Consider the following 24,597-nt stretch of genomic DNA (forward strand, 5'->3'; position numbering starts at 1 on the left):
GTCCTGCGGCGGCCGGCGCAGCACCCGCCGGCCGGCGCCGCGCACCGCAGCGGAGATCCGCTCGAACCGGTTGCGCACCCGCTCGCGCCCGGCCGTCCAGCGGTCGGCGACCCGCCACCACACCCGGACGGTGGACGGCGGCAGCAGCACCGCGCGCAGCCGCCCGTACCGGCCGGCCGAGGCGCGCAGCCCCTCCCGGGCCGCCCGGACGTCCGCGCCCAGCGGCGCCTGCCGGTCGGCCGCCCGCGCGTACAGCACCTGCTCGGTGGCCAGTGCCACCCGGCCGGCCGCCGCCCGGGCGTCCGCGTCCAGCTCGCCGAGCTCGGCGAGCCGGGCCACCGTGCCGCGCGGGGTGCTGGCGTCGTCCGGCGGGATCCCGAGGTCCCACGCCGAGTCGATCAGCTCCTCCCAGGCGGCGAGCACCTGGGCGTCGGTCAGCTCGGCCCGGTCGCTGCCGGGCTGGTGGCGCCCGGTGCCGAGCCTGCGGCGGCGCAGCCTGGCCCGCCACAGCGCCGGGACGGCCAGCACCAGCAGCAGCAGGCCGGTCGCCGCGTACGCGGCCAGCGCCCGCCACGACTCCCACCAGGCGTCCTGGTGGCTGATCGGCGCCGCGGCGCTCTGCTGGTCGCCGCAGTCGCCGAGCCGGTGGCCCTGGGCGTCGCAACTGGCGCTCGCGCTCGGGCCGGCGGAGGCCGCGTCGGTCGGCGCGGCGCTCGGCGCGGCCGTGGTCTCGCCCGGCGCCGGGGTGTTCTGCTGGTTGGTGTAGGACGGGGTGACGGCGCCCTGGCCGGCGGACGGGGTCGGCTCGAACCGGACCCAGCCGACACCGGAGAAGTACAGCTCGGGCCAGGCGTGGTAGTTGGTCGAGCGCACCACGAACCCGCCGCCGTCGGCGGGGCTGCCCGGGGTGAAGCCGATCGCCACCCGGGCCGGGATGTCCAGGCTCCGGGCCATCGCCGCCATGGTGGCCGCGAAGTGCACGCAGAAGCCCTTCCGGTCGTGCAGGAAGGTCACGATGGCGTTGGTGCCGGTGCCCGCCTCGATGCTGGTGTCGTAGTGGAACTCCGGCGAGGTGAACCAGTCCTGCAGCGCGACCGCCCGGTCGAAGGCGCTGCTCTTGCCCGCGGTGACCTTCGCGGCGGTGCTGCGGACCTCGTCCGGCAGCGTGTCCGGCAGCCGCAGGTAGCGGGCGGCGATGTCCTGCGGCGCCGGGCCGGCCGACCGTAGCTGTTCCGCGGTGGGCTGCACGTCCAGGCTGGTCACCTGGTAGCTGAGGCCGCTGGTCTTCTGGCCCTTGTCGCCGACCAGCGACCGGGTCTCCGGCTCGTACTTCCAGGCGCCGGACACCTGTACCCGCTGCGCCGGGTAGGGCAGCGGCAGCCAGTCGGTGCGCAGGTTGTCGGAGATGTCGATGTCGGTCCTGGCCTGCGAGGAGGCGACCGACGGGGAGAGCTCGGTGAGCCCCGGCAGCGGGTCGGTGCGGTTCTGCAGGCGCTGGTCCGAGGCGCGCCACTCGATGCCGTCGAACTCGTCCAGCGCCCCGATCCGCAGGTACATCTCGCGGGCGCCGTCGGCGTCCGTGCGGTAGTGCAGCAGGTCGATCGGGTCGGTGCGGTGCAGGCTGTCGGTGAGCGCCACCACCGGGTTGAGCGACGTGGAGTGCCCGCCCACGCCGCCGGTGCCGCTCCCGTCGCCGTTGCCGAGGCCGCCGACCAGGCCGAGGCCGGCCTGCGGCAGGAAGGCCGGGACGGCCAGCGCCAGCACCAGGGCGACCAGGCCGACCCGGTGCCCGCTGTGCACGGGGGCGTTGGTGGAGGACCTGCCGGTGCCGCTGAACACCCGGCCCCAGCGGGAGAGCCGGTCCTGGCCCTCGGCGCGCAGCAGCAGCAGGTAGCCGCCGGCGGCCGGCAGGAACCAGAGCCACGTCGCGGTCGCCGCCCCGGCCAGGCCGCAGCCCACCGAGTACAGGGCGAGCAGCGGCAGACCGGCCGCCGCGGCCCGCCGGTGGGTCACCGCCAGCGCGTCCACCAGCACGGCGACCAGGCCGACCGAGCCGCACAGCACCAGGCGCAGCCCGGGGGTGGCCGGCGCCGGGACGGCGTACTGCGACAGGTCGGTGCCGGCCGAGGTCAGCAGGGTGTTCACCGCGTCCAGCGACTTCCCGCCGGGCAGCACGCCCCAGGCCAGCGAGGAGTTCACCGAGGTGAACAGCAGCACGTAGAGCACGGCCAGCAGCTGCGCCGGGGTGACGGCCCAGCCGGGCAGCGCCAGCCGGCGCAGCCCCGCGCCGGCGCCGGCCGCCGCGGCAACCAGCAGGAACGCCTGGGCCAGCCAGCCGTTCGTGGTCAGCAGCGGCACCAGGCACAGGCTGGTGAGCGCGGTCGCGGAGGCCGCGCAGAGGGTCAACTTCGCCCGGGTGGTCACGCGCCGGCCTCGTCTCGGTAGGGGCTGCCCTGCTCGGTGCGGTCGGCCGACCGCCACAGCTCGGGCAGCGAGTCGCCGGCCTTCGCGGGCAGCACCGTCCAGCCGGCCCGGCGCAGCACCTGCTGCTGCTCGGCGAAGGCGGAGTCGCCGCCGGTCGGCAGGACGTGGCGCAGCCCCGCCCAGGTGCCGGTGTCCAGCAGGACGACGACCGCCCCGGCGGCCCGCCGGCGCAGCCGCGCCAGCCGGTGCAGCTCCTCGTCGTCGAGGGTGCCCACCACGGCGACCAGCAGGCCCTCGCCGCCGCGCAGCACCTCCTCGACGCGGGCCAGCCCGCCGCCGTCGGAGTGCTCGACGACCGCGAGCTCGTCGAGCAGCAGGCCGCCGGCCTCGGCCGGGGTGGTGCTCAGTGTGCTGCCGGCCGCCGGCGCGCTGCGGCCGGTGTCGGTGATCAGCCTGGTCCGGTAGCCCCGCCCGATCAGGTGGGACCCGACCGAGGCGGCGCAGGACACCGCCCACTCGAAGGAGGACGCCGGGCCGGTGCCGCGGTGCGCGGTCTCCCGGGTGTCCAGCAGCACCGCGGCGCGGGCCTTCAGCGGCTGCTCCTCGCGGCGGACCATCAGCTCGCCGTAGCGGGCGGTGGACTTCCAGTGCACCCGGCGCAGGTCGTCGCCCTGGCGGTACTCGCGGGGGATGACGTCGTCGTCGCCGGCCAGTGCCAGGGCGCGGGCGTTGGTGTCGCCGTGGCCGGGCCGCTCGCCGGGCAGCCGCACCGGCGGCAGCACCTGCACCTGCGGCACCACGGTGAGCACGTCGGACGCGGCGAAGGAGCGGTGCAGCTCGCACATCCCGAACGGGTCCGACAGCCGCAGCTGGAGCGGCCCGAGCGGGTAGCGCCCCCGCAGGTCCGAGCGGACCCGGTAGGACACCTCGCGGTAGCCGCGGGACTCCACCCGGTCCAGCACGAACCGCGGCCGCGGCCCGAGCACGTACGGGACCTTGTCCTCCAGCAGCAGTACGCCGGTCGGCACCCGGGACACGTTGTCGAGCCGCAGGTGGACGCGGGCCTCCTGGCCGGCCGGGGCGCGGTGCGGGGAGAGCCGGCGCCCGCCGGCCACCCGGTAGCGGGTGCGCACCAGCAGCAGGGCGGCGGCCAGCGGCAGCGCGGCCAGCAGCACGCCGACCCGCAGCAGGGCGTCCTGGCCGAAGACGTACGCGCACAGCGACGCGGTCACCCCTGCGGCCAGGAAGGACCTGCCCCGGGTGGTCAGTCCGCGCAGACCGACCCGCAGCCCGGAAGGGTTCTCGCCGGGGGCCACGTCAGCCGCGCCCCTGCGGACGGGGGATCGGCAGCCGGGCGACCAGGTCGAGCACGACCTGCTCGGCGGTGCGGCGGCTGAGCTGGGTCTCGGCGGTCGGCAGCAGCCGGTGCGCCAGCACCGGGACGGCCAGCGCCTGGATGTCGTCGGGCAGCACGTAGTCGCGGCCCTCCAGGGCCGCCGCGGCCCGGGCCGCCCGCACCAGGTGCAGGGTCGCCCGGGGGGAGGCGCCCAGGCGCAGCTCCGGGTGGTTGCGGGTGGCGGCGACCAGGTCGACCGCGTAGCGGCGGACCGCGTCCGCGACGTGCACGGTGCGCACCAGCTCGATCAGCTTGAGGATGTCGGCGGCGTGCGCGACCGGCTGGAGGTCCTCCAGCGGGCTGGCCCCGGCGTGCACGTCGAGCATGGCGAACTCGGCGTCGGGGCTGGGGTAGCCGATCGAGATCCGGGCCATGAAGCGGTCGCGCTGGGCCTCGGGCAGCGGGTAGGTGCCCTCCATCTCGACCGGGTTCTGCGTGGCCACCACCATGAACGGGGACGGCAGCTCGTAGCTGGTGCCGTCGATGGTGACCTGGCGCTCCTCCATCGACTCCAGCAGCGCCGACTGGGTCTTCGGGGAGGCGCGGTTGATCTCGTCGCCGACCACGATCTGCGCGAAGATCGCGCCGGGCCGGAACTCGAAGTCGCGCTGGTGCTGGTCGAAGACGTTGGTGCCGGTCACGTCGGACGGCAGCAGGTCCGGGGTGAACTGGATCCGGCGCACCGTGCAGTCCACGGATCTCGCCAGCGCCTTGGCCAGCATGGTCTTGCCGACGCCGGGCACGTCCTCCAGCAGCAGGTGGCCCTCGGCGAGCAGCACCGTCAGCGCGATCCGGACGGCCTCCGGCTTGCCCTCGATGACGCTCTCCACCGACGCGCGGATCCGCTCGGCCACCGCGCCCAGCTCCTGGAGCCCCGCGGGCCGCCGGGCCCCGAAGCCTTCGGAGGGCTTGGCCCCCACCGCACCCTGCGTGTTGTAGGTCGTCACCCGTTCGCTCCCATGTGGACCACTCGTGCCGGCTCCTGGCCGACCCGCTCCGATGCCTCGACGCCGGCCGGGTGCGGTTCCGGCGAGGAGCGGCACGGGCGGCGGGCGTTCGGCCGGGCAGCCGCACATCGGTGCGGGCCGGGCCGGCACCCGCATTCTTCCCTGTCCGACACCCGGAAGTCACTCGACCGGGCGACACGCGTGCAGTGTCCCGGTTCGTCCCGCAGCAGCGGGGGGCCGGCCGGCCCGGCCACGGGTGCCGGGCCGGTGCCGGAGGGCAGGACCCGGACGGCGTCGGCCGGGCCGGGGACGGGCGAGGGACGGGGATGCTCGGGACCGTGCGAAGGGGTCCTACGGGGTCAGTCGACCTCGCGCAGCAGGCCGGTGTGGACGTCGAAGACGAAGCCGCGGACGTCCTCGGTGTGCGGCAGGAACGGCGAGGTCCGCACCCGCTGCATGGACTGCCGGACATCGCCGTCCAGGTCCACGAAGGACTCCACCGCCCACTGCGGGCGCTGGCCCACCTCCAGCTCCAGCTCGCGGCGGAAGTCCTCGGTGAGGCCGAGCAGGCCGCAGCCGGTGTGGTGGATCAGCACGACGGAGCGGGTGCCGAGGGCGCGCTGGCTGATGGTCAGCGAGCGGATGGTGTCGTCGGTGACGACGCCGCCGGCGTTGCGGATGATGTGGGCGTCGCCCAGTTCGAGGCCGAGCGCGGCGAACAGGTCGAGGCGGGCGTCCATGCAGGCCACCACGGCGACCTTCTGGACGGGCCGGGCGTCCATGCCGCCGTCGCGGAAGCCGACCGCGTACGCGCGGTTCGACTCCACGAAGCGGTCGGTGATGCCGGGGGCGGCGGTGGCAGCGGCGTTCGGCACGGGCCGGTCGGGGGTCACTGTCATGGTGATGAAGGTAATCCGATTTCCGGGGCCGTGGTGCCCACCGCCGGCCGGCTGTGATCGAGTCCATAGCGCGGCTGTGGCCGTTCTCCATCGGATGCACCCGCTTCGCCCCGGTATGCCGGGCGCGGGGGCCCTCCCGTGCGCCCGCGGCGTGCGACCCGGTGCCGTCCGGCCGGACGGGCAGGACCTGCGGTGATCCGTACCTCCGCCCGGGTGGTGCGCCGCCGGGGAGCGTTGACTCGCCGGGCCCGGACGCTAGGCTGACCACGCAGTGGAGCCGGCCCCGTACGCTCCGTCGACCGCGGATCCCGCGGCAGGGCCGCCCGCACCACGCGGCCCGCGGCCTCCTCCCGCTCCGGTGCCTCCTGGCGCACCTTCCCCGGTGCCGGGCGGCACCCCTTCCCCAGGCGAGCGGGCGGGGACCACGGGCTGCGTGGCGCCGCACCGCCCGCACGGGGCGTGCGCCGGGCCGCGGCACCCGCCGTGCAGGGGTGTGCCGACGGCCGCGGACCGTGGGCGAGAATGGTGGCAGCCGCCCGCGTCCGGGCGGACGCAGCACCGACGAAGGGCGCCACCGCGCGATGAGCAACGACACCCCGGCACCCAGGCACGTCCCGGTGATGCTCCAGCGCTGCATGGACGCGCTGGCCCCGGCGATCTCCGCCCCCGGCGCGGTCGTGGTCGACGCCACCCTCGGCCTCGGCGGCCACAGCGAGGCGATCCTCACCCAGTTCCCCGAGGTCCGGCTGGTCGCGGTCGACCGCGACACCGCCGCCCTGAAGCTCTCCGCCGAGCGCCTCGCCCCGTTCGGCGACCGGGCCACCCTGGTGCACGCCGTCTACGACGAGATCCCGCGGGTCCTGGCCGACCTCGGGATCCGCGAGGTCCAGGGCGTGCTGTTCGACCTCGGCGTCTCCTCGATGCAGCTGGACGAGGCCGAGCGCGGCTTCGCCTACGCCCAGGACGCCCCGCTCGACATGCGGATGGACCAGACCCGGGGCCTGAGCGCCGCCGAGGTGCTCAACACCTACAGCCACGGCGACCTCGCCCGGATCCTCAAGGTGTACGGCGAGGAGCGGTTCGCCGGGAAGATCGCCTCCGTGATCGTCCGCGAACGGGCGAAGGAACCGTTCACCACCAGCGCGCGTCTCGTGGAGTTGGTACGCAACGCCATCCCGGCGGCGACCAGGCGCACCGGCGGCAACCCGGCCAAGCGCACCTTCCAGGCCCTGCGGATCGAGGTCAACGGGGAGCTGGAGGTGCTCGACCGGGCCGTCCCCGGCGCCCTGGACGTCCTCGCGGTCGGCGGGCGGATCGTGGTGATGTCCTACCAGTCCCTGGAGGACCGCCTGGTCAAGCAGTACCTTCAGGCCGGCGCCACCTCCACCGCCCCGCCCGGGCTGCCGTTCGTACCCGAGGAGCACCAGCCCTGGCTGAAGCTCCACACCCGCGGGGCCGAGCTCGCCACCGAGGAGGAGATCGAGGAGAACCGGCGCGCCGCACCCGTCCGGTTGCGCGTGGCGGAGAGGATCAGGGCGACCCGGGGCTGAGCCGGGCCGACGACACGAGGGAGAGCGCGGTGCCGGTGGCCGGCGGTGGGCCCCTGCTGCCCGTGGGCGGACGCAGGGGGCGGGTCCCGGGGAGCGGTGGGCTCCCGGGGCAGGGGGGCAGGGCACGGCTCACGGTTCGGCCCGGGGCGCGGTCGGTCCGCGGCCGCACACCCTTCGCGGTGCTCGTGGTGGTGCTCCTCTCGGCCGGCCTGCTCGGCCTGCTGATGCTCAACACCGCCCTCAACGAGGGCTCCTTCGAGCTGTCCCGGCTGAAGAAGCAGACCACCGACCTGACCGACGAACGGCAGGGCCTCCAGCGCCAGATCGACCACGACGCCGCGCCGGACGCCCTCGCCGAGCGCGCCCGGCAGCTCGGCATGGTGCCCGGCGGCGACCCGGTCTTCCTCCAGGACGACGGCTCCGTGCTCGGCAAGCCGGGCCAGGCCCAGGACAGCCCGGCGGTCAAGCGGCCGGGCGGCGACCCGTCGCCGCAGGCCGCGCCGTCCGCCGGCACCCCGCCCACCGACCCGGCCGCCCAGGGCGGTGCGAGCGCCTCCGCGACGCCCGACCCCGGCGCGGGTGACGGCGGCGTGCAGATCGCCCCGGCCCCGCCCGCCGGCACCCCCACCCAGGGGGGCACCCGGTGAGCACCCCCCGCAGGCCCCCGCACGGCTCCGGCGACCGCCGCCCGCAGCGCCCCGCCGGCGAACGGCCCCGCGCGCCCCGCCCGCGCGGAGCCGAACCGCGCCGCACCCCCGACCAGCGCCGAACCGGCCGGCCCGCCGCCGGCCCGGCCCGCCGCCCGCCGCGCCCGCCGGCCCGCCCGCAGCCCCGGATGATCCGGCTCGCCGACCCGCGCCGCCGCCTGCGGGTGGTCGGCATCGCCCTGGTCGCGGTCTTCACCGTCTTCGCCGGCCGGCTCGTCCAGCTCCAGCTGCTCGACTCGCACGCGCTGGCCGCCGAGGCCGGCGCCAACCAGTACGTGCCGGTGGTGCTCTCCGCGGAGCGCGGCTCGATAACGTCCTCCGACGGCACCGTGCTCGCCACCACCGTGGACGCGTACGACATCACCGCCGACCCGACGCTGTTCACCCCCGAGGCCACGCACCTGCCGGACGCCCCCGAACAGGCCGCCGCGCTGCTCGCCCCGATCCTCGCCCTGCCCAAGGAGAAGCTCACCGCGCTGCTCCACCTCAACCCGAAGAACCCCAAGAGCCGCTACGCGCTGCTCGCGGCCCGGCAGACCCCGGAGGTCAAGAACCAGATCTCCGACCTGCGCGCCGGCCTCGCCAAGCAGGCCGACACCAAGGCCTGCCGGGCGCAGCGCCAGCTGCTCGCCAAGCCGGCCGACCGGGGCGGCCGCACCTCGGTCGACCCGGGCTGCGCCAACCCGCTGGCCGGCGTGGTCTACGCGCCGGCCAAGCGCCGGGTGTACCCGGCCGCCGACCTGGCGGGCAACCTGGTGGGCTTCGTCAACAGCGACGGCACCGGCACCGGCGGCCTGGAACTGCAGTACCAGAAGGACCTGGCCGGCAAGGACGGCCGCTCCACCTACGCCTCGGTGGGCGGCCGGATCGTGCCCAGCTCCGGCGGCAGCCAGCAGGACCCGGTGCCCGGTGAGGACCTGCGCCTGACCATCGACAAGGACATCCAGTGGGCGGCCCAGCGGGCGATCGGCGACCAGGTCGCCAACGCCGGCGCCGAGAAGGGCTACGTGGTCGTCCAGGACGTGCAGAGCGGCCGGATCCTCGCCATGGCGACCTCGCCCGGCCTGGACCCGAACGACCTCTCCTCGGCCCGCCCCGACCAGCTCGGCAACGCCGCCGTCCAGGACGCCTACGAGCCGGGCTCGACGGCCAAGCTGATGACCATGGCGGCGGTGCTGGACACCGGCTCGGCGAGCTGGGACACCCACGTCACCGTGCCGAACACGCTGCAGCGCTCCGACCGGGTCTTCCACGACGACGTCGACCACGAGACCTGGTACCTGACGCTGGCCGGCGTGCTGGCCAAGTCGTCCAACATCGGCACCATCGAGGCCGCCGAGCACCTCGGCAAGGACCAGGCCGAGTCCAACCGGGTGCTGGGCGGCTACCTCCAGAAGTTCGGCATCGGCCAGCCGAGCGGGCTGGGCTTCCCCGGCGAGACGCGGGGCATCCTGGCCAAGCCGGAGGACTGGAAGGGCTCGCAGCAGTACACGATCCCGTTCGGCCAGGGCCTGTCGGTCAACGCGCTGCAGGCCACCTCGGTCTTCTCCACCATCGCCAACGGCGGGGTGCGGGTCGCGCCGAGCCTGGTCATGGGTACCACCGGCCCGGACGGGCGCTACACCCCGGCCCCGGCCGGGGCGCAGAGCCGGGTGGTGACGCCGGAGACGGCGAAGACGCTGACCGAGATGCTGGAGTCCGTCGTCACCGACGAGCAGGGCACCGGCACCAAGGCGCAGATCCCGGGCTACCGGGTGGCCGGCAAGACCGGCACCGCCAACCGGGTGGACCCGAGGACCGGAAGGTACTCCGGGTACACCGCCTCCTTCATCGGCTTCGCGCCGGCCGACAAGCCCCGGGTGACGGTCTCCTGCGTGATCCAGAACCCGGTCAACGGCCACTTCGGCGGCCAGCTGTGCGGCCCGGTGTTCAAGCAGGTGATGGAGTTCGCCCTGAAGACCCTGCAGGTCGCGCCGAGCGGCAGCGCGGCGCCGAACCTGCCCGTGGAGTGGAAGCCCTGATGAGCGAGACCCCCGACCGTCCAGCGTCCGACGACCCCGGGAGGGGCCCCGCGGCACCGAACGGCGGGGACGGACGGGCCCGGTTTGGCCCTGGGGGCCCTTCGGCCGATACCCTGCCCGCCGTGCCGAAACCCGATCAAATCTCCGCGAGCCCGCCCCGTCCGACCAGCCCGGCGGCGCTGCCGCTCGCCGAGGTCGCCCGACTGCTGGACGCGGCGCCCGTCGAGGGCGGCGCGGTCACGGGCATCACCCACGACTCCCGCGCGGTGCGCCCCGGCGACGTGTACGTGGCGTTCCCCGGTGCCAACCACCACGGTGCCGCCTTCGCCGGCAAGGCCGTGCAGGCCGGCGCGGTCGCCGTCCTCACCGACCCGGCCGGCGCCGAGCTGGCGGCCGACGCGGGCGTGCCCCTGCTGCTGGTGGACAACGTGCGCGGGGCGATGGGCCGGCTGGCCGCCGCCGTGTACGGACGGCCCAGCGAGCAGCTGCTGATGATCGGTCTGACCGGCACCAACGGCAAGACGACCACCTCGTACCTGGTCGAGGCCGGCCTGCGCGGCGCGGAGCTGCTGCCCGGGGTGATCGGCACCGTGGAGATGCGGGTCGGCAGCGAGCGGATCAAGAGCGAGCGGACCACCCCGGAGTCCACCGACCTGCACGCCGTCCTCGCGGTGATGCGCGAGCGCGGCGCGGACGCGGTGGTCATGGAGGTCTCCAGCCACGCCCTGGTCTTCGGCCGGGTGGACGGCGTCCTCTACGACGTCGCGCTCTTCAACAACCTGACCCCCGAGCACCTCGACTTCCACCCCGACATGGAGGACTACTACCGGGCCAAGGCCCGGCTCTTCCAGACCGACAAGGCCCGCCGCGGGGTGGCCAACCTCGACGACGCGTACGGCCGCCGGCTGGCCGGCGAGGCGCCGATCCCGATGACCACGTTCTCCGCCCGCGGCGACGAGGACGCCGACTGGCGGGCCGTCGACGTGCAGCTCGGCCCGGCCGGCTCCACCTTCCGGGTCCTCGGCCCGGACGGCGCGAGCGCCGACGCCTCGGTGCCGCTGCCCGGCCCGTTCAACGTCGCCAACGCGCTCGGCGCGATCACCGCGCTGGTCACCGCGGGCATCCCGCTGGCCGCCGCGGTCGCCGGGGTGGCCTCCTCGTCCGGCGTCCCCGGCCGGCTGGAGCGGGTCGACGCCGGCCAGCCCTACGTCGCCGTGGTCGACTACGCGCACAAGCCGGACGCCCTGCGGGCCGTCCTGGAGTCGCTGCGCGAGGTCACCAAGGGCCGGCTGCACGTGGTGGTCGGCTGCGGCGGCGACCGCGACCCGTTCAAGCGCGGCCCGATGGGCGCCATCGCCGCCAGGATCGCCGACACCGCCGTGCTCACCAGCGACAACCCGCGCTCGGAGGACCCGCTGGTGATCCTCACCGCGATGCTCGCGGGCGCCGCCGAGGTCCCCGAGACCGAGCGCGGCGACGTGCTGGTGGTGCCCGACCGCGCCGAGGCGATCGCCCTGGCGGTGGCCCGCGCGCACGCCGGCGACACCGTGCTGGTGGCCGGCAAGGGCCACGAGGTCGGCCAGTACGCCCACGGCGAGGTCCGCCCGTTCGACGACCGCGAGGTGCTGCGCGAGGCCATCGCGCACCGTACCCACCCCGAGTCGGCGGCGTCCGCGGACGCCCGCCCGACCGACGAAGGAGTGCAGCCGTGATCGCTCTGACCCTGGCCGAGGCCGCCGCGGCGGTCGGCGGCACGCTCGACGGCGGCGCCGACCCGGCGGCCCGGGTGACCGGCCCCGTCGTGGTGGACTCCCGGCAGGTGCGGCCCGGCGGCCTGTTCGTCGCCGTCGTCGGCGAGCGGGTGGACGGCCACGAGTACGCGGCCGGCGCCGTCGCCGACGGCGCCGTCGCGGTGCTCGCGGCCCGGCCGGTCGGCGTGCCCGCCATCGTGGTCGACGACGTGGTCGCCGCCCTCGGCCGGCTCGCCCGCGCCGTGGTCGAGCGCGCCGGCGCCACCCGCGTGGTGGCGCTCACCGGCTCCTCCGGCAAGACCAGCACCAAGGACCTGATCGCCCAGGTGCTGCAGCGCCACGGCGAGACCATCTACCCGCCCGGCAACCTCAACAACGAGATCGGGCACCCGATGACCGCGCTGCGGGTCGAGGAGACGACGCGTCACCTCGTCCTGGAGATGGGCGCCCGGCACAAGGGCGACATCGAGTACCTGACGAGCATCACCCCGCCGTCCGTCTCCGTGGTCCTCAACGTCGGCAGCGCGCACGTCGGCGAGTTCGGCTCCAAGGAGGGCATCGCCCAGGCCAAGGGCGAGATCGTCGAGGCGCTCACCACCGAGGGCGTCGCCGTGCTCAACGCCGACGACCCGCTGGTCCGGGCGATGGCGGAGCGCACCAAGGGCCGGGTCGTGCTGTTCGGCGAGAGCCGGGACGCCCACGTCCGGGCGGCCGATGTTCGCCTGGACGCCACCGGGCGGCCGTCGTTCACGCTGATCACCCCAGCCGGTTCCGCACCCGTGAACCTGCGCCTGTACGGTGAGCACCACGTCTCGAACGCCCTCGCCGCCGCAGCGGTGGCGGTGGAGCTCGGGATGCCCGTCGTCGACACCGCCGAAGCGCTCAGCGAGGCGGGTGCGCTGTCCCGCTGGCGCATGGAGGTCGTCGACCGGGCCGATGGTGTGACCGTCGTCAACGACGCCTACAACGCGAACCCGGACTCGGTGCGGGCCGCGCTGCGGGCCCTGGTGTCGATGGCCGGCCGCGGCCCGGAGCGCCGCCGCACCTGGGCGGTGCTCGGTGAGATGCGGGAGCTCGGTGAGGACAGCCTCTCCGAGCACGACGCCATCGGGCGGCTCGCCGTCCGGCTCGACGTCACCAAGCTGGTGGCGGTCGGCGGACGCGAGGCGGCCTGCATGGAACTCGGCGCGAGGAACGAAGGTTCGTGGGGTGAGGAGTCGGTGCTGGTGTCCGACGCGGACGCGGCGATCGAGCTGCTGCGCAGTCAGCTGCAGCCTGGGGACGTGGTGCTGGTGAAGGCCTCCCGTTCGGCCGGCCTGGAGAAGGTCGCCGAGGCCCTGCTCGCCCCTGGGGCCGCCTCGTGATGAAGCAGATCCTCTACTCCGGCGGGATCGGCCTGGTCCTGTCCCTGCTCGGCACGCCCGCGCTGATCAAGCTGCTGGCCAAGCACGGCTACGGCCAGTACATCCGCGACGACGGCCCCAAAGCGCACCACAGCAAGCGCGGTACGCCCACCATGGGCGGCATCGCCTTCATCCTGGCCACCCTGATCGCCTACTTCGCGACCAAGGCGATAGCGGGCGAGTCGCCCACCGCCTCCGGCCTGCTGGTGCTGTTCCTGACCACGGGTCTCGGCCTGGTCGGCTTCCTGGACGACTACATCAAGGTGGTCAAGCGCCGCTCGCTCGGCCTGCGCGCCAAGGCGAAGCTGCTCGGCCAGTCCTTCGTCGGACTCGCCTTCGCCATCCTGGCCCTGCAGTTCAACGACAGCCGCGGCCTGACCCCGGCCTCCACCCACCTCTCCTTCGTACGGGACTTCAGCTGGTCGGTCGGCCCGGTGCTGTTCGTCCTCTTCGCGTACTTCATGATCGCCGCGATGTCGAACGGCGTGAACCTCACCGACGGCCTCGACGGCCTCGCCACCGGCGCCTCGGTCATGGTCTTCGGCGCCTACACCTTCATCGGCGTCTGGCAGTACGGCCAGACCTGCGCCCACATGGCCACCGCCACCGCCGGCTGCTTCGACGTCCGCGACCCGCTGGACCTCGCCGTCGTCGCCTCGGCGCTGATGGGCTCCTGCTTCGGCTTCCTGTGGTGGAACACCTCGCCCGCCAAGATTTTCATGGGTGACACCGGCTCGCTCGCCCTCGGCGGCGCCCTCGCCGGCCTCGCGATCTGCTCGCGCACCGAACTGCTGCTGGCCCTGCTCGGCGGCCTCTTCGTGATCATCACCCTCTCGGTGATCATCCAGGTCGGCTCGTTCCGGATGACCGGCAAGCGCGTCTTCAAGATGGCACCGCTCCAGCACCACTTCGAACTCGTCGGCTGGAGCGAGGTCCTGATCGTCGTCCGGTTCTGGATCATCCAGGGCCTGTGCGTCGCGGTCGGCCTCGGACTCTTCTACGCGGGATGGGTGGCCGGATGACGGACAACCCCGACTGGGCCGGCCTGCCGGTCGTCGTCGCCGGCCTCGGCCTCTCCGGGGTCAGCGCGGCCCGGGTGCTGCACGGCCTCGGCGCCGAGGTCACCGTCGTCGACGGCGGCGACTCCCCGGCGCTGCGCGCCAAGGCCGAGCAGCTGGCCGGCATCGCCGTCCGCCTCGGCGACGGCGCCACCCTGCCCGAGGGCACCCGACTGGTCGTCACCTCGCCCGGCTGGCCGCCGAACAGCCCGCTGTTCGCCGCCGCCGACGCGGCCGGCGTCCCGGTCTGGGGCGACGTCGAACTCGCCTGGCGGCTGCGCCGCCCGCACCCGGCCACCGGCGAGCCCGCCCCCTGGCTGGCCGTCACCGGCACCAACGGCAAGACCACCACCGTCCAGATGCTCGCCTCGATCCTCACCGCGGCCGGCCGGCGCACCGCCGCCGTCGGCAACGTCGGCGTCTCCGTCCTGGACGCGGTGCTCGCCGAGGAGCCGTACGACGTCCTCGCCGTCGAGCTCTCCAGCTACCAGCTGCACTGGGCGCCCTCGCTGCGCCCGCACTCGGCCGCCGTGCTCAACCTGGCGCCCGACCACCTCGACTGGCACGGCTCCATGGAGGCGTACGCCGCCGACAAGGGCCGCATCTACGAGGGCAACCAGGTCGCCTGCGTCTACAACCTGGCCGACCCGGCCACCGAGGCGCTGGTCCGCGAGGCCGACGTCGAGGAGGGCTGCCGCGCCATCGGCTTCGGCCTCGACGCCCCCGCCCTGTCGAACTTCGGCGTGGTCGACGGCCTGCTCGTCGACCGGGCCTTTGTCGAGGACCGGGCCAACAACGCGGCCGAGATCGGCGCGGTCTCCGACATCGTGCCGCCCGCCCCGCACAACATCGCCAACGCGCTCGCCGCCGCGGCCCTGGCCCGCGCCTACGGCGTCGACACCAAGGCCGTCCGGGACGGCCTGCGGGCCTTCCGCCCGGACGCCCACCGGATCGCCGAGGTCGCCGTGGTCGGCGGCGTCCGCTACGTCGACGACTCCAAGGCCACCAACACGCACGCCGCCGCCGCCTCGCTGGCCGCGTACGAGCCGGTGGTCTGGATCGCCGGCGGGCTCGCCAAGGGCGCCGAGTTCGACGACCTGGCGGCGGGCGCCGCGGACCGGCTGCGGGCCGCCGTGCTGATCGGCGAGGACCGCGCCCTGATCCGCGCGGCCCTGGCGCGACACGCTCCGGATGTGCCCGTGATCGAGGCCGCCGCGGGCCAGACTGGCGCGGTGGCGATGGCGGAGGTGGTCCGGACGGCGGCGTCGCTCGCCGAGGCGGGCGACACCGTCCTGCTGGCGCCGGCCTGCGCCTCGATGGACATGTTCACCAACTACAACGAGCGCGGGGACATGTTCGCCGCCGCCGTACGGGAACTCGCGGAGTAGGAACGGGGAGCACGACGATGGGGGAGACGCGTGTCCGGTGAGGGCAAGGCGGGGACGACCGCCCCACCGGAGCGCGGCCCCTCGCGGCTCCCGCTCATCTCGGCGACCACCACCACCTTCAAGTCCGCGACCCCGATCACCAGGCTGCGCGCCTTCCGCGACCGGGTCCGCTGGACGCTGGACCGGCCGCTCACCCCGTACTACCTGATCCTCGGCTCCACCATGCTGCTGGTGGTGCTCGGCCTGGTCATGGTGTTCTCCTCCTCCCAGATCCTGGTGATGGAGCGGCACCTGCCGATCACCTTCTTCTTCCGCAAGCAGCTGGTCGCCGTGCTGCTCGGCACCGTCATGCTGGTGCTGCTGGCGCGCACCCCGGTGAAGGCGCTGCGGGTGCTCGCCTACCCGCTGCTGCTCGGGGTGGTGGGCGCACTGCTGCTGGTCGCCGTCCCGGGCATCGGCACGATGGTCAACGGCAACCGGAACTGGCTGGACTTCGGCTTCTTCCAGGTCCAGCCCTCGGAGTTCGCCAAGCTCGCCGTGGTGCTCTGGGGCGCGGACCTGCTGGCCCGCAAGCACCGCACCCACACCCTCGACCAGTGGAAGCACCTGCTGGTCCCGCTGGTGCCCGGCACCGTGCTGCTGATGATGCTCATCATGCTCGGCGGCGACATGGGCACCACGATGGTGCTGGTCGCGATGCTCTTCGGCCTGCTCTGGATGGTCGGCGCCCCGCTGCGGCTGTTCGGCGCCACCCTCGGCATCGCCGTGGTCGCCTGCACCGCGCTGATCATCACCGTGCCGCACCGCCTCGACCGGCTGGCCTGCATCGGCGTCACCAAGCCGGACCCGAACCTCAACTGCTTCCAGGCCCTCCACGGGCTCTACGCCCTTGCCGCGGGCGGACCGTTCGGGTCCGGACTGGGCGCCGGCGTGGAGAAGTGGGGCCAGCTGCCCGAGGCCCACACCGACTTCATCTTCGCCGCCACCGGGGAGGAACTCGGACTGGTGGGGACGCTGTCCGTCCTCGGTCTCTTCGCGGCACTAGGCTACGCGGGTATCCGAGTGGCCATCGGCACGAAGGACTCCTTCGTCAGGTACGCCGCGGGAGCCGCCACCACGTGGATCATGGCCCAGGCCATGGTCAACCTGGGGTCGGCCCTGGGACTGCTGCCCATCGCGGGCGTGCCCCTCCCGCTGTTCTCCTACGGCGGGTCCGCCATGCTGTCGGCCATGTGCGCCATCGGGGTGCTGATCAGCTTCGCGCGCAGCTCCCCGGGGGCCAAGGCGGCACTCGCCGCCCGGAACCCCACCCGGTCCGGGGCACTCCTGGCCCGGGTGCTGCCACGACGACGAACCACAGCGCGCAAGCCGGCCGCACGGCCGGCGCGCAGGGAGCGGTGAATTTCGGTGCATGTCGTACTCGCCGGCGGCGGGACCGCCGGTCACATCGAGCCGGCCTTGGCGCTCGCGGACGCGCTCCGCAGGCACGACCCGTCCGTCGGGATCACCGCGCTCGGCACCGAGCGCGGTCTGGAGACGAGGCTCGTCCCCGAGCGCGGCTACGAGCTCGCGCTCATCCCGGCCGTACCGCTGCCGCGCAAGCCCACGCCCGAACTGATCACCGTCCCCGGCCGGCTGCGCGGCACCGTCCGCGCCGCGCAGGACGTCATCGAGCGGGTCAGGGCCGACGTCGTGGTCGGCTTCGGCGGCTACGTCGCGATGCCCGCCTACTTCGCCGCCAAGCGCGCCGGCGTCCCGATCGTGGTGCACGAGGCCAACGCCCGACCCGGCCTCGCCAACAAGATCGGCGCCCGCTACACCGACTTCGTGGCGGTCTCCACCCCGGACTCCAAGCTCCGCGACTCCCGCTACATCGGCATCCCGCTGCGCCGGACCATCGCCACCCTGGACCGCAACGCGGTCCGCCCGGAGGCCCGGCACTACTTCGGCCTCGACCAGCGCCTGCCCACCCTGCTGGTCTCCGGCGGCTCGCAGGGCGCCCGGCGGCTGAACGAGACCGTCCAGGCGATCGCCCCCCGGCTCCAGCAGTACGGGGTGCAGATCCTGCACGCGGTCGGCCCGAAGAACGAGCTGCCGGTGGTCGACGACATCCCCGGGATGCCGCCGTACCGCCCGGTGCCCTACGTCGACCGGATGGACCTCGCCTACGCCGCGGCCGACCTGATGCTCTGCCGGGCCGGCGCGATGACCGTCGCCGAGCTGGCCGCGGTCGGCCTGCCGGCCGCGTTCGTCCCGCTGCCGATCGGCAACGGCGAGCAGCGCCTCAACGCCCAGCCGATGGTGAAGGCGGGCGGCGGCCTGCTGGTGGACGACGCCGAGCTCACCCCGGAGTGGGTGCTGCAGAACGTGCTGCCGGTGCTCACCGACCCGGCCCGGCTGTGGGACATGAGCCGCGCCGCCGCCGAGTTCGGCCGCCGGGACGCCGACGAGCTGCTGGTCCGCATGGTGTACGAGGCGATCGAGGCATCCCGCGGAGGCCGCCGCCGTGGTTGACGGCGCCGCCCCGGCGGACCCGCCGGGGGAGCCGGCCGCACCGCGGATCCGGCTCTCCCGGCGCGGCGTCGTCGTGCTGTGCCTGCTCGGCGCCCTGGTGGCCGGCTCGCTCGGCTGGCTGGTCTTCCTCTCCTCCGTCCTGGACGTGCGCTCGGTCGCCGTCCAGGGCCTGGACAGCGGGCACCTCGGCCAGGACGAGGTGGCCCGGGCGCTCGGCGGTCTGCGGCAGGGGCCGCTCGCCCGGGTCGACCTGGACGAGGCGCGGCGCCGGGTGGAGTCGGTGCCCCGGGTCGCGAAGGCCGAGGTCTGGCGCGGATGGCCGCACACCCTGCGGGTGAAGGTGACGGAGCGCCGGGCGGTCGCCGCGGTCCGCACCGAGGACGGGAAGTTCGCCCAGGTCGACGCCGGCGGCTTCACCTTCGCCACCGAGGCGGCCGCCCCGGCCGGGGTCCCGGTGGTGGATCTGCAACTCGGTCAGCAGGCGAACGACGCGCTGGCCGTCTTCGACCGCACCGCCCTGGTGCAGGCCGCGATCACGGTGGCGGCCGGGCTGCCGCCGGAGGTCGCCAAGCGGGCCGGCGCGGTCCAGGTGCACAGCTGGGACGACGTCCGGGTGCAGCTGTCCGGCGGGGTGACCGTCCGCTGGGGGAGCCCGGAGCGCACCGCGCGCAAGGCCGTGGTGCTGACCGCGCTGATGGGCCGGAAAGCCGCGAATTACGACGTGAGTGCACCGGATGCCCCGGCCGTGTCGGGATGATCCGGTAAGTTCTTACCCCGGGGGCGGTATTGACGGGGCCGAGGCTCCGGTCCGACCCTGGGTGGTCACCCCGGTTTCACCCGGGAGTCGATGATCACATAGGCTCAAAAGAAAAACGGGAAGCTCGGCGTGTTCGTTGAAGACGGGCCGGATGCGACCTACTGTCCTGTGTCACCGGGCTGTGTTCCGCAGTGATGTGACAGAGGCACAGCCACAACCCTAAACCTCAAGTTTAGGGTTCGGGTCGGCGGTCGGCATTTCGGACATACACCACCGAAAGCGCTGGGCTCCCCACCCATCGACATCCGTCGGCCTTCGCGACATGGGGAGCCGACCCGGAAATTCGAGGCGAGAGGCCTTCGACGTGGCAGCACCCCAGAACTACCTCGCAGTCATCAAGGTCGTCGGTATCGGCGGCGGTGGTGTCAACGCCATCAACAGGATGATCGAGGTCGGGCTCAAGGGCGTCGAGTTCATCGCGATCAACACCGATGCGCAGGCCCTCCTCATGAGCGACGCCGACGTGAAGCTCGATGTGGGCCGTGAACTCACCCGGGGCCTCGGCGCCGGCGCCAACCCCGAGGTCGGCCGCAAGGCCGCCGAGGACCACCGCGAGGAGATCGAGGAGGTCCTCAAGGGGGCCGACATGGTCTTCGTCACGGCCGGCGAGGGCGGCGGCACCGGCACCGGCGGCGCGCCCGTCGTGGCCAACATCGCCCGCTCGCTCGGCGCGCTGACCATCGGCGTGGTCACCCGGCCGTTCACCTTCGAGGGCCGCCGCCGCGCGAACCAGGCCGAGGACGGCATCGCCGCGCTGCGCGAGCAGGTCGACACCCTCATCGTGATCCCCAACGACCGCCTGCTCTCCATCTCGGACCGCCAGGTCAGCGTGCTGGACGCGTTCCGCTCCGCCGACCAGGTGCTGCTCTCCGGTGTCCAGGGCATCACCGACCTGATCACCACCCCCGGCCTGATCAACCTCGACTTCGCCGACGTCAAGTCCGTGATGTCGGACGCCGGCTCGGCGCTCATGGGCATCGGCTCGGCCCGCGGCGAGGACCGCGCCAAGGCGGCCGCCGTGATGGCGATCTCCTCGCCGCTGCTGGAGGCCTCCATCGACGGCGCCCGCGGCGTGCTGCTCTCCATCTCCGGCGGCTCCGACCTCGGCCTGTTCGAGATCAACGAGGCGGCCCAGCTGGTCAGCGAGGCGGCCCACCCCGAGGCCAACATCATCTTCGGCGCGGTCATCGACGACGCCCTCGGCGACGAGGTCCGGGTCACCGTCATCGCGGCCGGCTTCGACGGCGGCCAGCCGCCGGCGATCGTCCGCGACCCGGTGGTCAAGGCCAGCACCCCGGCGCCGGCCGCCGTGCCCGAGCGCCCGGCCACCCGCCCCTCCTACGGCCTCGGCTCGGTGACGTCCCGCGGCGAGGACGGCGCCCGTGGCTCGGACACCCCGGCCCCGGTCTCCGCCGCCACCACCGCGCCGGTGCCCCCGCAGGTCCAGCCGGCCCGTCAGCCGTACGTCGAGAGCCCCGCCGAGGAGCTCGACGTGCCCGACTTCCTGAAGTAGACGTCCCGCACGTGATTCCTCACATCAGTCGACACGGTGCTCACTTCGCCTCCACCACCCGGTGGGGCGGGGTGAGCACCTCGCCGTACGGGGAGCTCAACCTCGGCGGTGCGGTCGGGGACGACCCGGCCGCCGTCCGCCGCAACCGGGAGCTCGCCGCCGAGGAGCTCGGCCTGGACCCGGCGGACGTGGTCTGGATGAACCAGGTGCACGGCGCCGACGTCGCGGTCGTGACGGAGCGGCAGCCCGAGGGGCAGGCCCCGACGGTCGACGCGGTGGTCACCGACCGCCCGCTCGTGCTCGCCGTGCTCACCGCCGACTGCACGCCCGTCCTGCTGGCCGATGCGGTCGCGGGGATCGTGGGCGCCGCGCACGCCGGCCGCCCCGGCCTGGCCGCCGGGGTCGTCCCGGCCGCCGTCCGCGCGATGGCCGAGCTCGGTGCCGAGCCCGGCCGGATCACCGCGGTGCTCGGACCCGCGGTCTGCGGCCGCTGCTACGAGGTGCCGGCGCAGCTGCGCGACGAGGTCGCGGCGGTGGTGCCGGCCGCCCGCGCCGAGACCTCCTGGGGCACCCCCGCCCTGGACGTCGCCGCCGGGGTGGCCGCCCAGCTCGCCGCCGCGGGCGTCACCGACGTGGTGCGCTCCGAAGTCTGCACCCTCGAGTCGGACGACCACTACTCCTACCGCCGCGAGCAGCGCACGGGCCGGCTCGCGAGCTACGTCTGGTTGGGCCCCGATCCTTCATGACGAACGACATCTACGCTCCGTTCCCGAACCGCCCTGACTTCCCGTCGACGCTCGACGAGCGGCTGCGCGCCCGGTACGAGCAGCTCGGCGCCAACCTCGACGTGGTCGAGAAGCGGATCGCCGACGCCTGCGCCGCGGCCGGCCGCGACCGCGACGAGGTCACCCTGGTCGTGGTCACCAAGACCTATCCGGCCGAGGACACCGCGCTGCTCGCCGGACTCGGCGTCACGGACGTGGCCGAGAACCGCGACCAGGACGCCGCGCCCAAGGCGGAGCTGTGCGCGAACCTGCCGCTGACCTGGCACTTCGTCGGGCAGTTGCAGACCAACAAGGTGCGCTCCGTGGTGCGCTACGCAGACCGCGTGCACTCCGTGGACCGCGCGCGGCTGGTCGATTCGCTCTCCGCGGCGGTGCAGTCCTCGGGCCGCGCGCCCCTCGGCTGCCTGGTGCAGGTGGCGCTCGACAAGGAGCACGGCGAGGGCGGGCACCGGGCCGGGGTGGCCCCGGCCGACGTCCCCGCGCTGGCCGACCTGATCGCGGCCGCCCCCGGTCTGCGGCTGGACGGCGTCATGACGGTGGCTCCGCTGCTCGGCCCGCTGGCCGGCGATCCGGCCGCCGCCTTCGCGCGGCTGGCGGAAATCGCAAGCGGCGTACGGGCGAGCCATCCGGCTGCCACGATGGTCTCGGCGGGCATGAGCGGCGACCTTGAGCAGGCCGTTGCGGCCGGAGCGACACATGTACGCGTCGGTACGGCGGTACTCGGTGTGCGGTCACCGCTCGGGTAACGTCACCGGGTAGTAGATCAGACTGCAGGACAAAACAGGACAGAACCTAGCAGCCGTTCAGCGCGCTAGCGAACACTTCGTGGATCGCATCTCCGCAACATCCTCACGGCCTGACGGCCCGTCGGCCGACGGGGCGTGGGGCCGGTGCGGAGAACCGCAGGCCGAGGCCGGCGCCGGAGTCGATCCACCACAGAGCGGAGGAGACAGGAGCATGGCCGGCGCAATGCGCAAGATGGCGGTCTACCTCGGCCTCGTGGAGGACGAGACGTACGACGGCCAGGGGTACGACCCCGACGACGACTACGACGCGGACCCGGAGCCCATCCGCACCGGGCGCACCGAGGACCTGCGCCCGGCCGCGGCCGAGCGCCCCGCGCCCGCGCCGGTCGCGCACATCGCCCCGCAGCCCGTGCCGGCCGCCGTGCCGATCCGGCAGGAGGCCCCGCGGATGGCACCAGTGTCGTCCATCACATCCGACCGCCGCCAGAACCTGGAGAAGAGCGCCCCGGTGATCATGCCCAAGGTAGTGAACGAACGAGAGCCCTACCGCATCACCACGCTGCACCCGCGGACCTACAACGAGGCCCGTACCATCGGGGAACAGTTCCGCGACGGGACTCCCGTGATCATGAATTTGACCGAGATGGACGACACGGACGCCAAGCGACTCGTAGACTTCGCGGCTGGACTCGTCTTCGGTCTGCACGGCAGTATCGAGCGCGTGACACAGAAGGTGTTCCTCCTGTCTCCTGCTAACGTCGATGTCACGGCGGAGGACAAGGCTCGGATCGCCGAGGGTGGGTTCTTCAACCAGAGCTGACCCGGCCACGACTGTATGTGTGGACCGATCGACAGTGCGTCACTGACGGAGTGACCGGGGAGAGGGAGACGAGATGGGGATCGTCGGGGCGGTGCTGTACTACGCGCTGACCGTCTTCCTGCTCATCCTGCTCTTCCGTCTCGTGATGGACTGGGTCTTCCAGTTCGCGCGCTCGTGGCGGCCGGGAAGGGCCATGGTCCTGGTCCTGGAGGCCACGTACACTGTCACGGATCCGCCACTCAAGCTTCTTCGGCGTTTCATTCCGCCGTTGCGTCTCGGGGGCGTGGCGCTCGACCTGTCCTTCTTCGTACTGATGATCATTGTGTATGTCCTGATCTCGCTCGTGCGGTCCCTGTCGTTGTGAGCGATGCGACAGGATTCCGGAGTGCCGACGATCACGTTGAGGTGAAGAGATGCCATTGACCCCCGAGGACGTTCGGAACAAGCAGTTCACGACCGTCCGGCTGCGCGAAGGCTATGACGAGGACGAGGTCGATGCCTTCCTCGACGAGGTCGAAGCCGAGCTGACCCGCCTGCTGCGCGAGAACGAGGACCTGCGCGCCAAGCTGGCAGCCGCCACGCGTGCCGCCGCGCAGAACCAGGCCAACATGCGCAAGGAGCAGCCGCCGCAGGACGGCCGCCCCGCCGGCGCGCCCGTGCCCGCCGCCATATCCGGTCCGCCGGTGCCCGGCCAGCAGCAGGGCCCCGGTCCGCAGATGGGCGGCCCGCAGCAGCAGATGGGCGGCCAGCAGCAGATGGGCGGCCACCAGCCGCTCGGCCTGCCCTCCGGTGCCCCGGCGCTGCCGCCCGGCCCGGGTGCGGGTCCGATGGGTCAGCCGCAGCAGATGGGTCAGCCGCAGCAGATGGGCCAGACCATGGGCGGCCAGCAGCAGCTGGTCCAGCCGATGGGCGGTCAGATGCTGCAGCCGATGGGCGGCCCCATGGGCGGTCCGATGGGCCAGCCGCAGCAGATGGGCCAGACCATGGGCGGCCAGCAGCAGCTGGCGCCGATGGGCGGCCCGATGGGCCAGCCGCAGCTCGCCCCGATGGGCGGCCCCATGGGCGGTCCGATGGTCCAGCCCCAGCAGCAGCCCGGTGGCGACAGCGCCGCCCGCGTCCTCGCGCTCGCCCAGCAGACCGCCGACCAGGCGATCTCCGAGGCCCGTTCCGAGGCCAACAAGATCGTCGGCGAGGCCCGCAGCCGCGCCGAGGGCCTGGAGCGGGACGCCCGGTCCAAGGCCGACGCGCTGGAGCGGGACGCGCAGGAGAAGCACCGCGTCGCGATGGGCTCCCTGGAGTCCGCCCGCGCCACGCTGGAGCGCAAGGTCGAGGACCTGCGTGCCTTCGAGCGCGAGTACCGGACCCGCCTGAAGTCCTACCTGGAGACCCAGCTGCGCCAGCTGGAGTCGCAGGCGGACGACTCGCTGGCCCCGCCGCGGATCCCGGCCACCGCCTCGCTGCCGCCGGCGGCGTCGTCGATGGCCCCGGCCCAGACCTCCTCGGTCGGCGGCGCTCCGAGCTTCGGCAGCCAGCCCTCCTTCGGCGGGAACCAGTCGTTCGGGGGCAACTCCTTCGGCGGGAACTCCTTCGGCGGCGGCAGCAGCCCGAGCTTCGGCAGCCAGTCGGGCGGCGGGACGGGTGCCGCGCAGATGGCCCCGGCCGGGATGACCCAGCCGATGGCGGCCGTCCGCCCGCAGCCTCCGCAGCCGATGCAGCAGGCCCCGGCGCCGATGCGCGGCTTCCTCATCGACGAGGACGGCGACAACTAAGCAGGAACGCAGTCGAGGGGGGGCCCGGGGGGGCGGGGCGGGACGCGGGCGGGGCCGCGGGGGTGGGGGGGGGCCGCGGGGCCGAGGCC

General features: G+C 74.0%; 20 protein-coding genes. 16 read left to right on the top strand and 4 right to left on the bottom strand.

The annotated features are described in order from the left end of the window. From ACFV0G_RS10580 to ACFV0G_RS10595, 4 genes are all read right to left on the bottom strand, one after another. A partial coding sequence (locus ACFV0G_RS10580) for a transglutaminaseTgpA domain-containing protein (protein ID WP_380544934.1) occupies positions 1 to 2,424 on the bottom strand: 2,424 nt, incomplete at its 3' end. Beyond that, a complete protein-coding gene (locus ACFV0G_RS10585) occupies positions 2,421 to 3,740 on the bottom strand; it encodes a DUF58 domain-containing protein (protein WP_380544937.1) in 1,320 nt (439 codons plus the stop codon). The genes ACFV0G_RS10580 and ACFV0G_RS10585, both read right to left, overlap by 4 nt. Position 3,741: 1 nt before the next feature. Beyond that, a complete protein-coding gene (locus ACFV0G_RS10590) occupies positions 3,742 to 4,683 on the bottom strand; it encodes an AAA family ATPase (RefSeq protein WP_380544980.1) in 942 nt (313 codons plus the stop codon). Between the two features lie 443 nt (positions 4,684 to 5,126). Next, a complete protein-coding gene (locus tag ACFV0G_RS10595; RefSeq protein ID WP_380544940.1) occupies positions 5,127 to 5,666 on the bottom strand; it encodes a beta-class carbonic anhydrase in 540 nt (179 codons plus the stop codon). Between the two features lie 581 nt (positions 5,667 to 6,247). Here ACFV0G_RS10595 and rsmH point away from each other — a divergent pair. The 16 genes from rsmH to ACFV0G_RS10675 all read left to right on the top strand — a co-directional run bounded on the left by rsmH (position 6,248) and on the right by ACFV0G_RS10675 (position 24,508). Beyond that, a complete protein-coding gene (gene rsmH / locus ACFV0G_RS10600) occupies positions 6,248 to 7,216 on the top strand; it encodes a 16S rRNA (cytosine(1402)-N(4))-methyltransferase RsmH (RefSeq protein ID WP_380544943.1) in 969 nt (322 codons plus the stop codon). Positions 7,217 to 7,395: 179 nt separating this feature from the next. Continuing rightward, positions 7,396 to 7,863 carry a septum formation initiator family protein gene (locus tag ACFV0G_RS10605; RefSeq protein ID WP_380544946.1) on the top strand — a complete coding sequence of 156 codons (468 nt, stop codon included), beginning with the start codon at positions 7,396 to 7,398 and terminating at the stop codon, positions 7,861 to 7,863. After that, a complete protein-coding gene (locus ACFV0G_RS10610; RefSeq protein ID WP_380544949.1) occupies positions 7,860 to 9,944 on the top strand; it encodes a peptidoglycan D,D-transpeptidase FtsI family protein in 2,085 nt (694 codons plus the stop codon). Before ACFV0G_RS10605 ends, ACFV0G_RS10610 begins: the two co-directional genes overlap by 4 nt. A gap of 122 nt (positions 9,945 to 10,066) precedes the next feature. Then, on the top strand, positions 10,067 to 11,656 hold the full coding sequence (locus tag ACFV0G_RS10615; protein ID WP_380544952.1) for a UDP-N-acetylmuramoyl-L-alanyl-D-glutamate--2,6-diaminopimelate ligase: 1,590 nt from the start codon (positions 10,067 to 10,069) through the stop codon (positions 11,654 to 11,656). Beyond that, positions 11,653 to 13,059, top strand: coding sequence for a UDP-N-acetylmuramoyl-tripeptide--D-alanyl-D-alanine ligase (murF, locus tag ACFV0G_RS10620; protein WP_380544954.1), 1,407 nt, complete (start codon positions 11,653 to 11,655; stop codon positions 13,057 to 13,059). The genes ACFV0G_RS10615 and murF overlap by 4 nt, the downstream gene beginning before the upstream one ends. Further along, on the top strand, positions 13,059 to 14,120 hold the full coding sequence (mraY, locus tag ACFV0G_RS10625) for a phospho-N-acetylmuramoyl-pentapeptide-transferase (RefSeq protein WP_380544983.1): 1,062 nt from the start codon (positions 13,059 to 13,061) through the stop codon (positions 14,118 to 14,120). Before murF ends, mraY begins: the two co-directional genes overlap by 1 nt. Beyond that, positions 14,117 to 15,544 (top strand): UDP-N-acetylmuramoyl-L-alanine--D-glutamate ligase, encoded by a 1,428-nt coding sequence (gene murD, locus ACFV0G_RS10630; RefSeq protein ID WP_380544956.1) that lies wholly within the window; start codon positions 14,117 to 14,119, stop codon positions 15,542 to 15,544. The genes mraY and murD overlap by 4 nt, the downstream gene beginning before the upstream one ends. Before the next feature lie 30 nt (positions 15,545 to 15,574). Continuing rightward, on the top strand, positions 15,575 to 16,945 hold the full coding sequence (gene ftsW / locus ACFV0G_RS10635; protein ID WP_380544959.1) for a putative lipid II flippase FtsW: 1,371 nt from the start codon (positions 15,575 to 15,577) through the stop codon (positions 16,943 to 16,945). A gap of 6 nt (positions 16,946 to 16,951) precedes the next feature. Continuing rightward, positions 16,952 to 18,058: an undecaprenyldiphospho-muramoylpentapeptide beta-N-acetylglucosaminyltransferase gene (murG, locus tag ACFV0G_RS10640; protein WP_380544962.1), complete on the top strand. Its 1,107-nt coding sequence runs from the start codon at positions 16,952 to 16,954 to the stop codon at positions 18,056 to 18,058. Beyond that, positions 18,051 to 18,815, top strand: a complete 765-nt coding sequence (locus ACFV0G_RS10645; RefSeq protein ID WP_380544965.1) for a cell division protein FtsQ/DivIB — start codon at positions 18,051 to 18,053, stop codon at positions 18,813 to 18,815. The genes murG and ACFV0G_RS10645 overlap by 8 nt, the downstream gene beginning before the upstream one ends. A gap of 364 nt (positions 18,816 to 19,179) precedes the next feature. Then, positions 19,180 to 20,388: a cell division protein FtsZ gene (gene ftsZ, locus ACFV0G_RS10650; RefSeq protein ID WP_380544968.1), complete on the top strand. Its 1,209-nt coding sequence runs from the start codon at positions 19,180 to 19,182 to the stop codon at positions 20,386 to 20,388. 11 nt (positions 20,389 to 20,399) lie between these two features. Then, positions 20,400 to 21,134, top strand: a complete 735-nt coding sequence (pgeF, locus tag ACFV0G_RS10655) for a peptidoglycan editing factor PgeF (protein ID WP_380544971.1) — start codon at positions 20,400 to 20,402, stop codon at positions 21,132 to 21,134. A gap of 62 nt (positions 21,135 to 21,196) precedes the next feature. Beyond that, a complete protein-coding gene (locus ACFV0G_RS10660; RefSeq protein WP_380544986.1) occupies positions 21,197 to 21,919 on the top strand; it encodes a YggS family pyridoxal phosphate-dependent enzyme in 723 nt (240 codons plus the stop codon). Positions 21,920 to 22,130: 211 nt separating this feature from the next. Further along, positions 22,131 to 22,739 (top strand): cell division protein SepF, encoded by a 609-nt coding sequence (locus ACFV0G_RS10665; RefSeq protein WP_380544974.1) that lies wholly within the window; start codon positions 22,131 to 22,133, stop codon positions 22,737 to 22,739. A 73-nt stretch (positions 22,740 to 22,812) separates the two neighbouring features. Further along, on the top strand, positions 22,813 to 23,103 hold the full coding sequence (locus tag ACFV0G_RS10670; RefSeq protein WP_030262809.1) for a YggT family protein: 291 nt from the start codon (positions 22,813 to 22,815) through the stop codon (positions 23,101 to 23,103). 49 nt (positions 23,104 to 23,152) lie between these two features. After that, a complete protein-coding gene (locus ACFV0G_RS10675) occupies positions 23,153 to 24,508 on the top strand; it encodes a DivIVA domain-containing protein (protein ID WP_380544977.1) in 1,356 nt (451 codons plus the stop codon). Positions 24,509 to 24,597: the final 89 nt, after the last annotated feature.

It is taken from the genome of Kitasatospora sp. NPDC059571, from assembly GCF_042735675.1.
In the GTDB taxonomy this organism is placed as follows: Bacteria; Actinomycetota; Actinomycetes; order Streptomycetales; family Streptomycetaceae; genus Kitasatospora.

Bases quoted from the DNA above. Each gene is read 5' to 3' on its own strand.
- ACFV0G_RS10595 (WP_380544940.1), bottom strand. From the start codon at position 5,666: ATGACAGTGACCCCCGACCGGCCCGTGCCGAACGCCGCTGCCACCGCC.
- rsmH (WP_380544943.1), top strand. From the start codon at position 6,248: ATGAGCAACGACACCCCGGCACCCAGGCACGTCCCGGTGATGCTCCAG.
- mraY (WP_380544983.1), top strand. From the start codon at position 13,059: ATGAAGCAGATCCTCTACTCCGGCGGGATCGGCCTGGTCCTGTCCCTG.
- murD (WP_380544956.1), top strand. From the start codon at position 14,117: ATGACGGACAACCCCGACTGGGCCGGCCTGCCGGTCGTCGTCGCCGGC.
- ACFV0G_RS10665 (WP_380544974.1), top strand. From the start codon at position 22,131: ATGGCCGGCGCAATGCGCAAGATGGCGGTCTACCTCGGCCTCGTGGAG.
- ACFV0G_RS10670 (WP_030262809.1), top strand. From the start codon at position 22,813: ATGGGGATCGTCGGGGCGGTGCTGTACTACGCGCTGACCGTCTTCCTG.
- ACFV0G_RS10675 (WP_380544977.1), top strand. From the start codon at position 23,153: ATGCCATTGACCCCCGAGGACGTTCGGAACAAGCAGTTCACGACCGTC.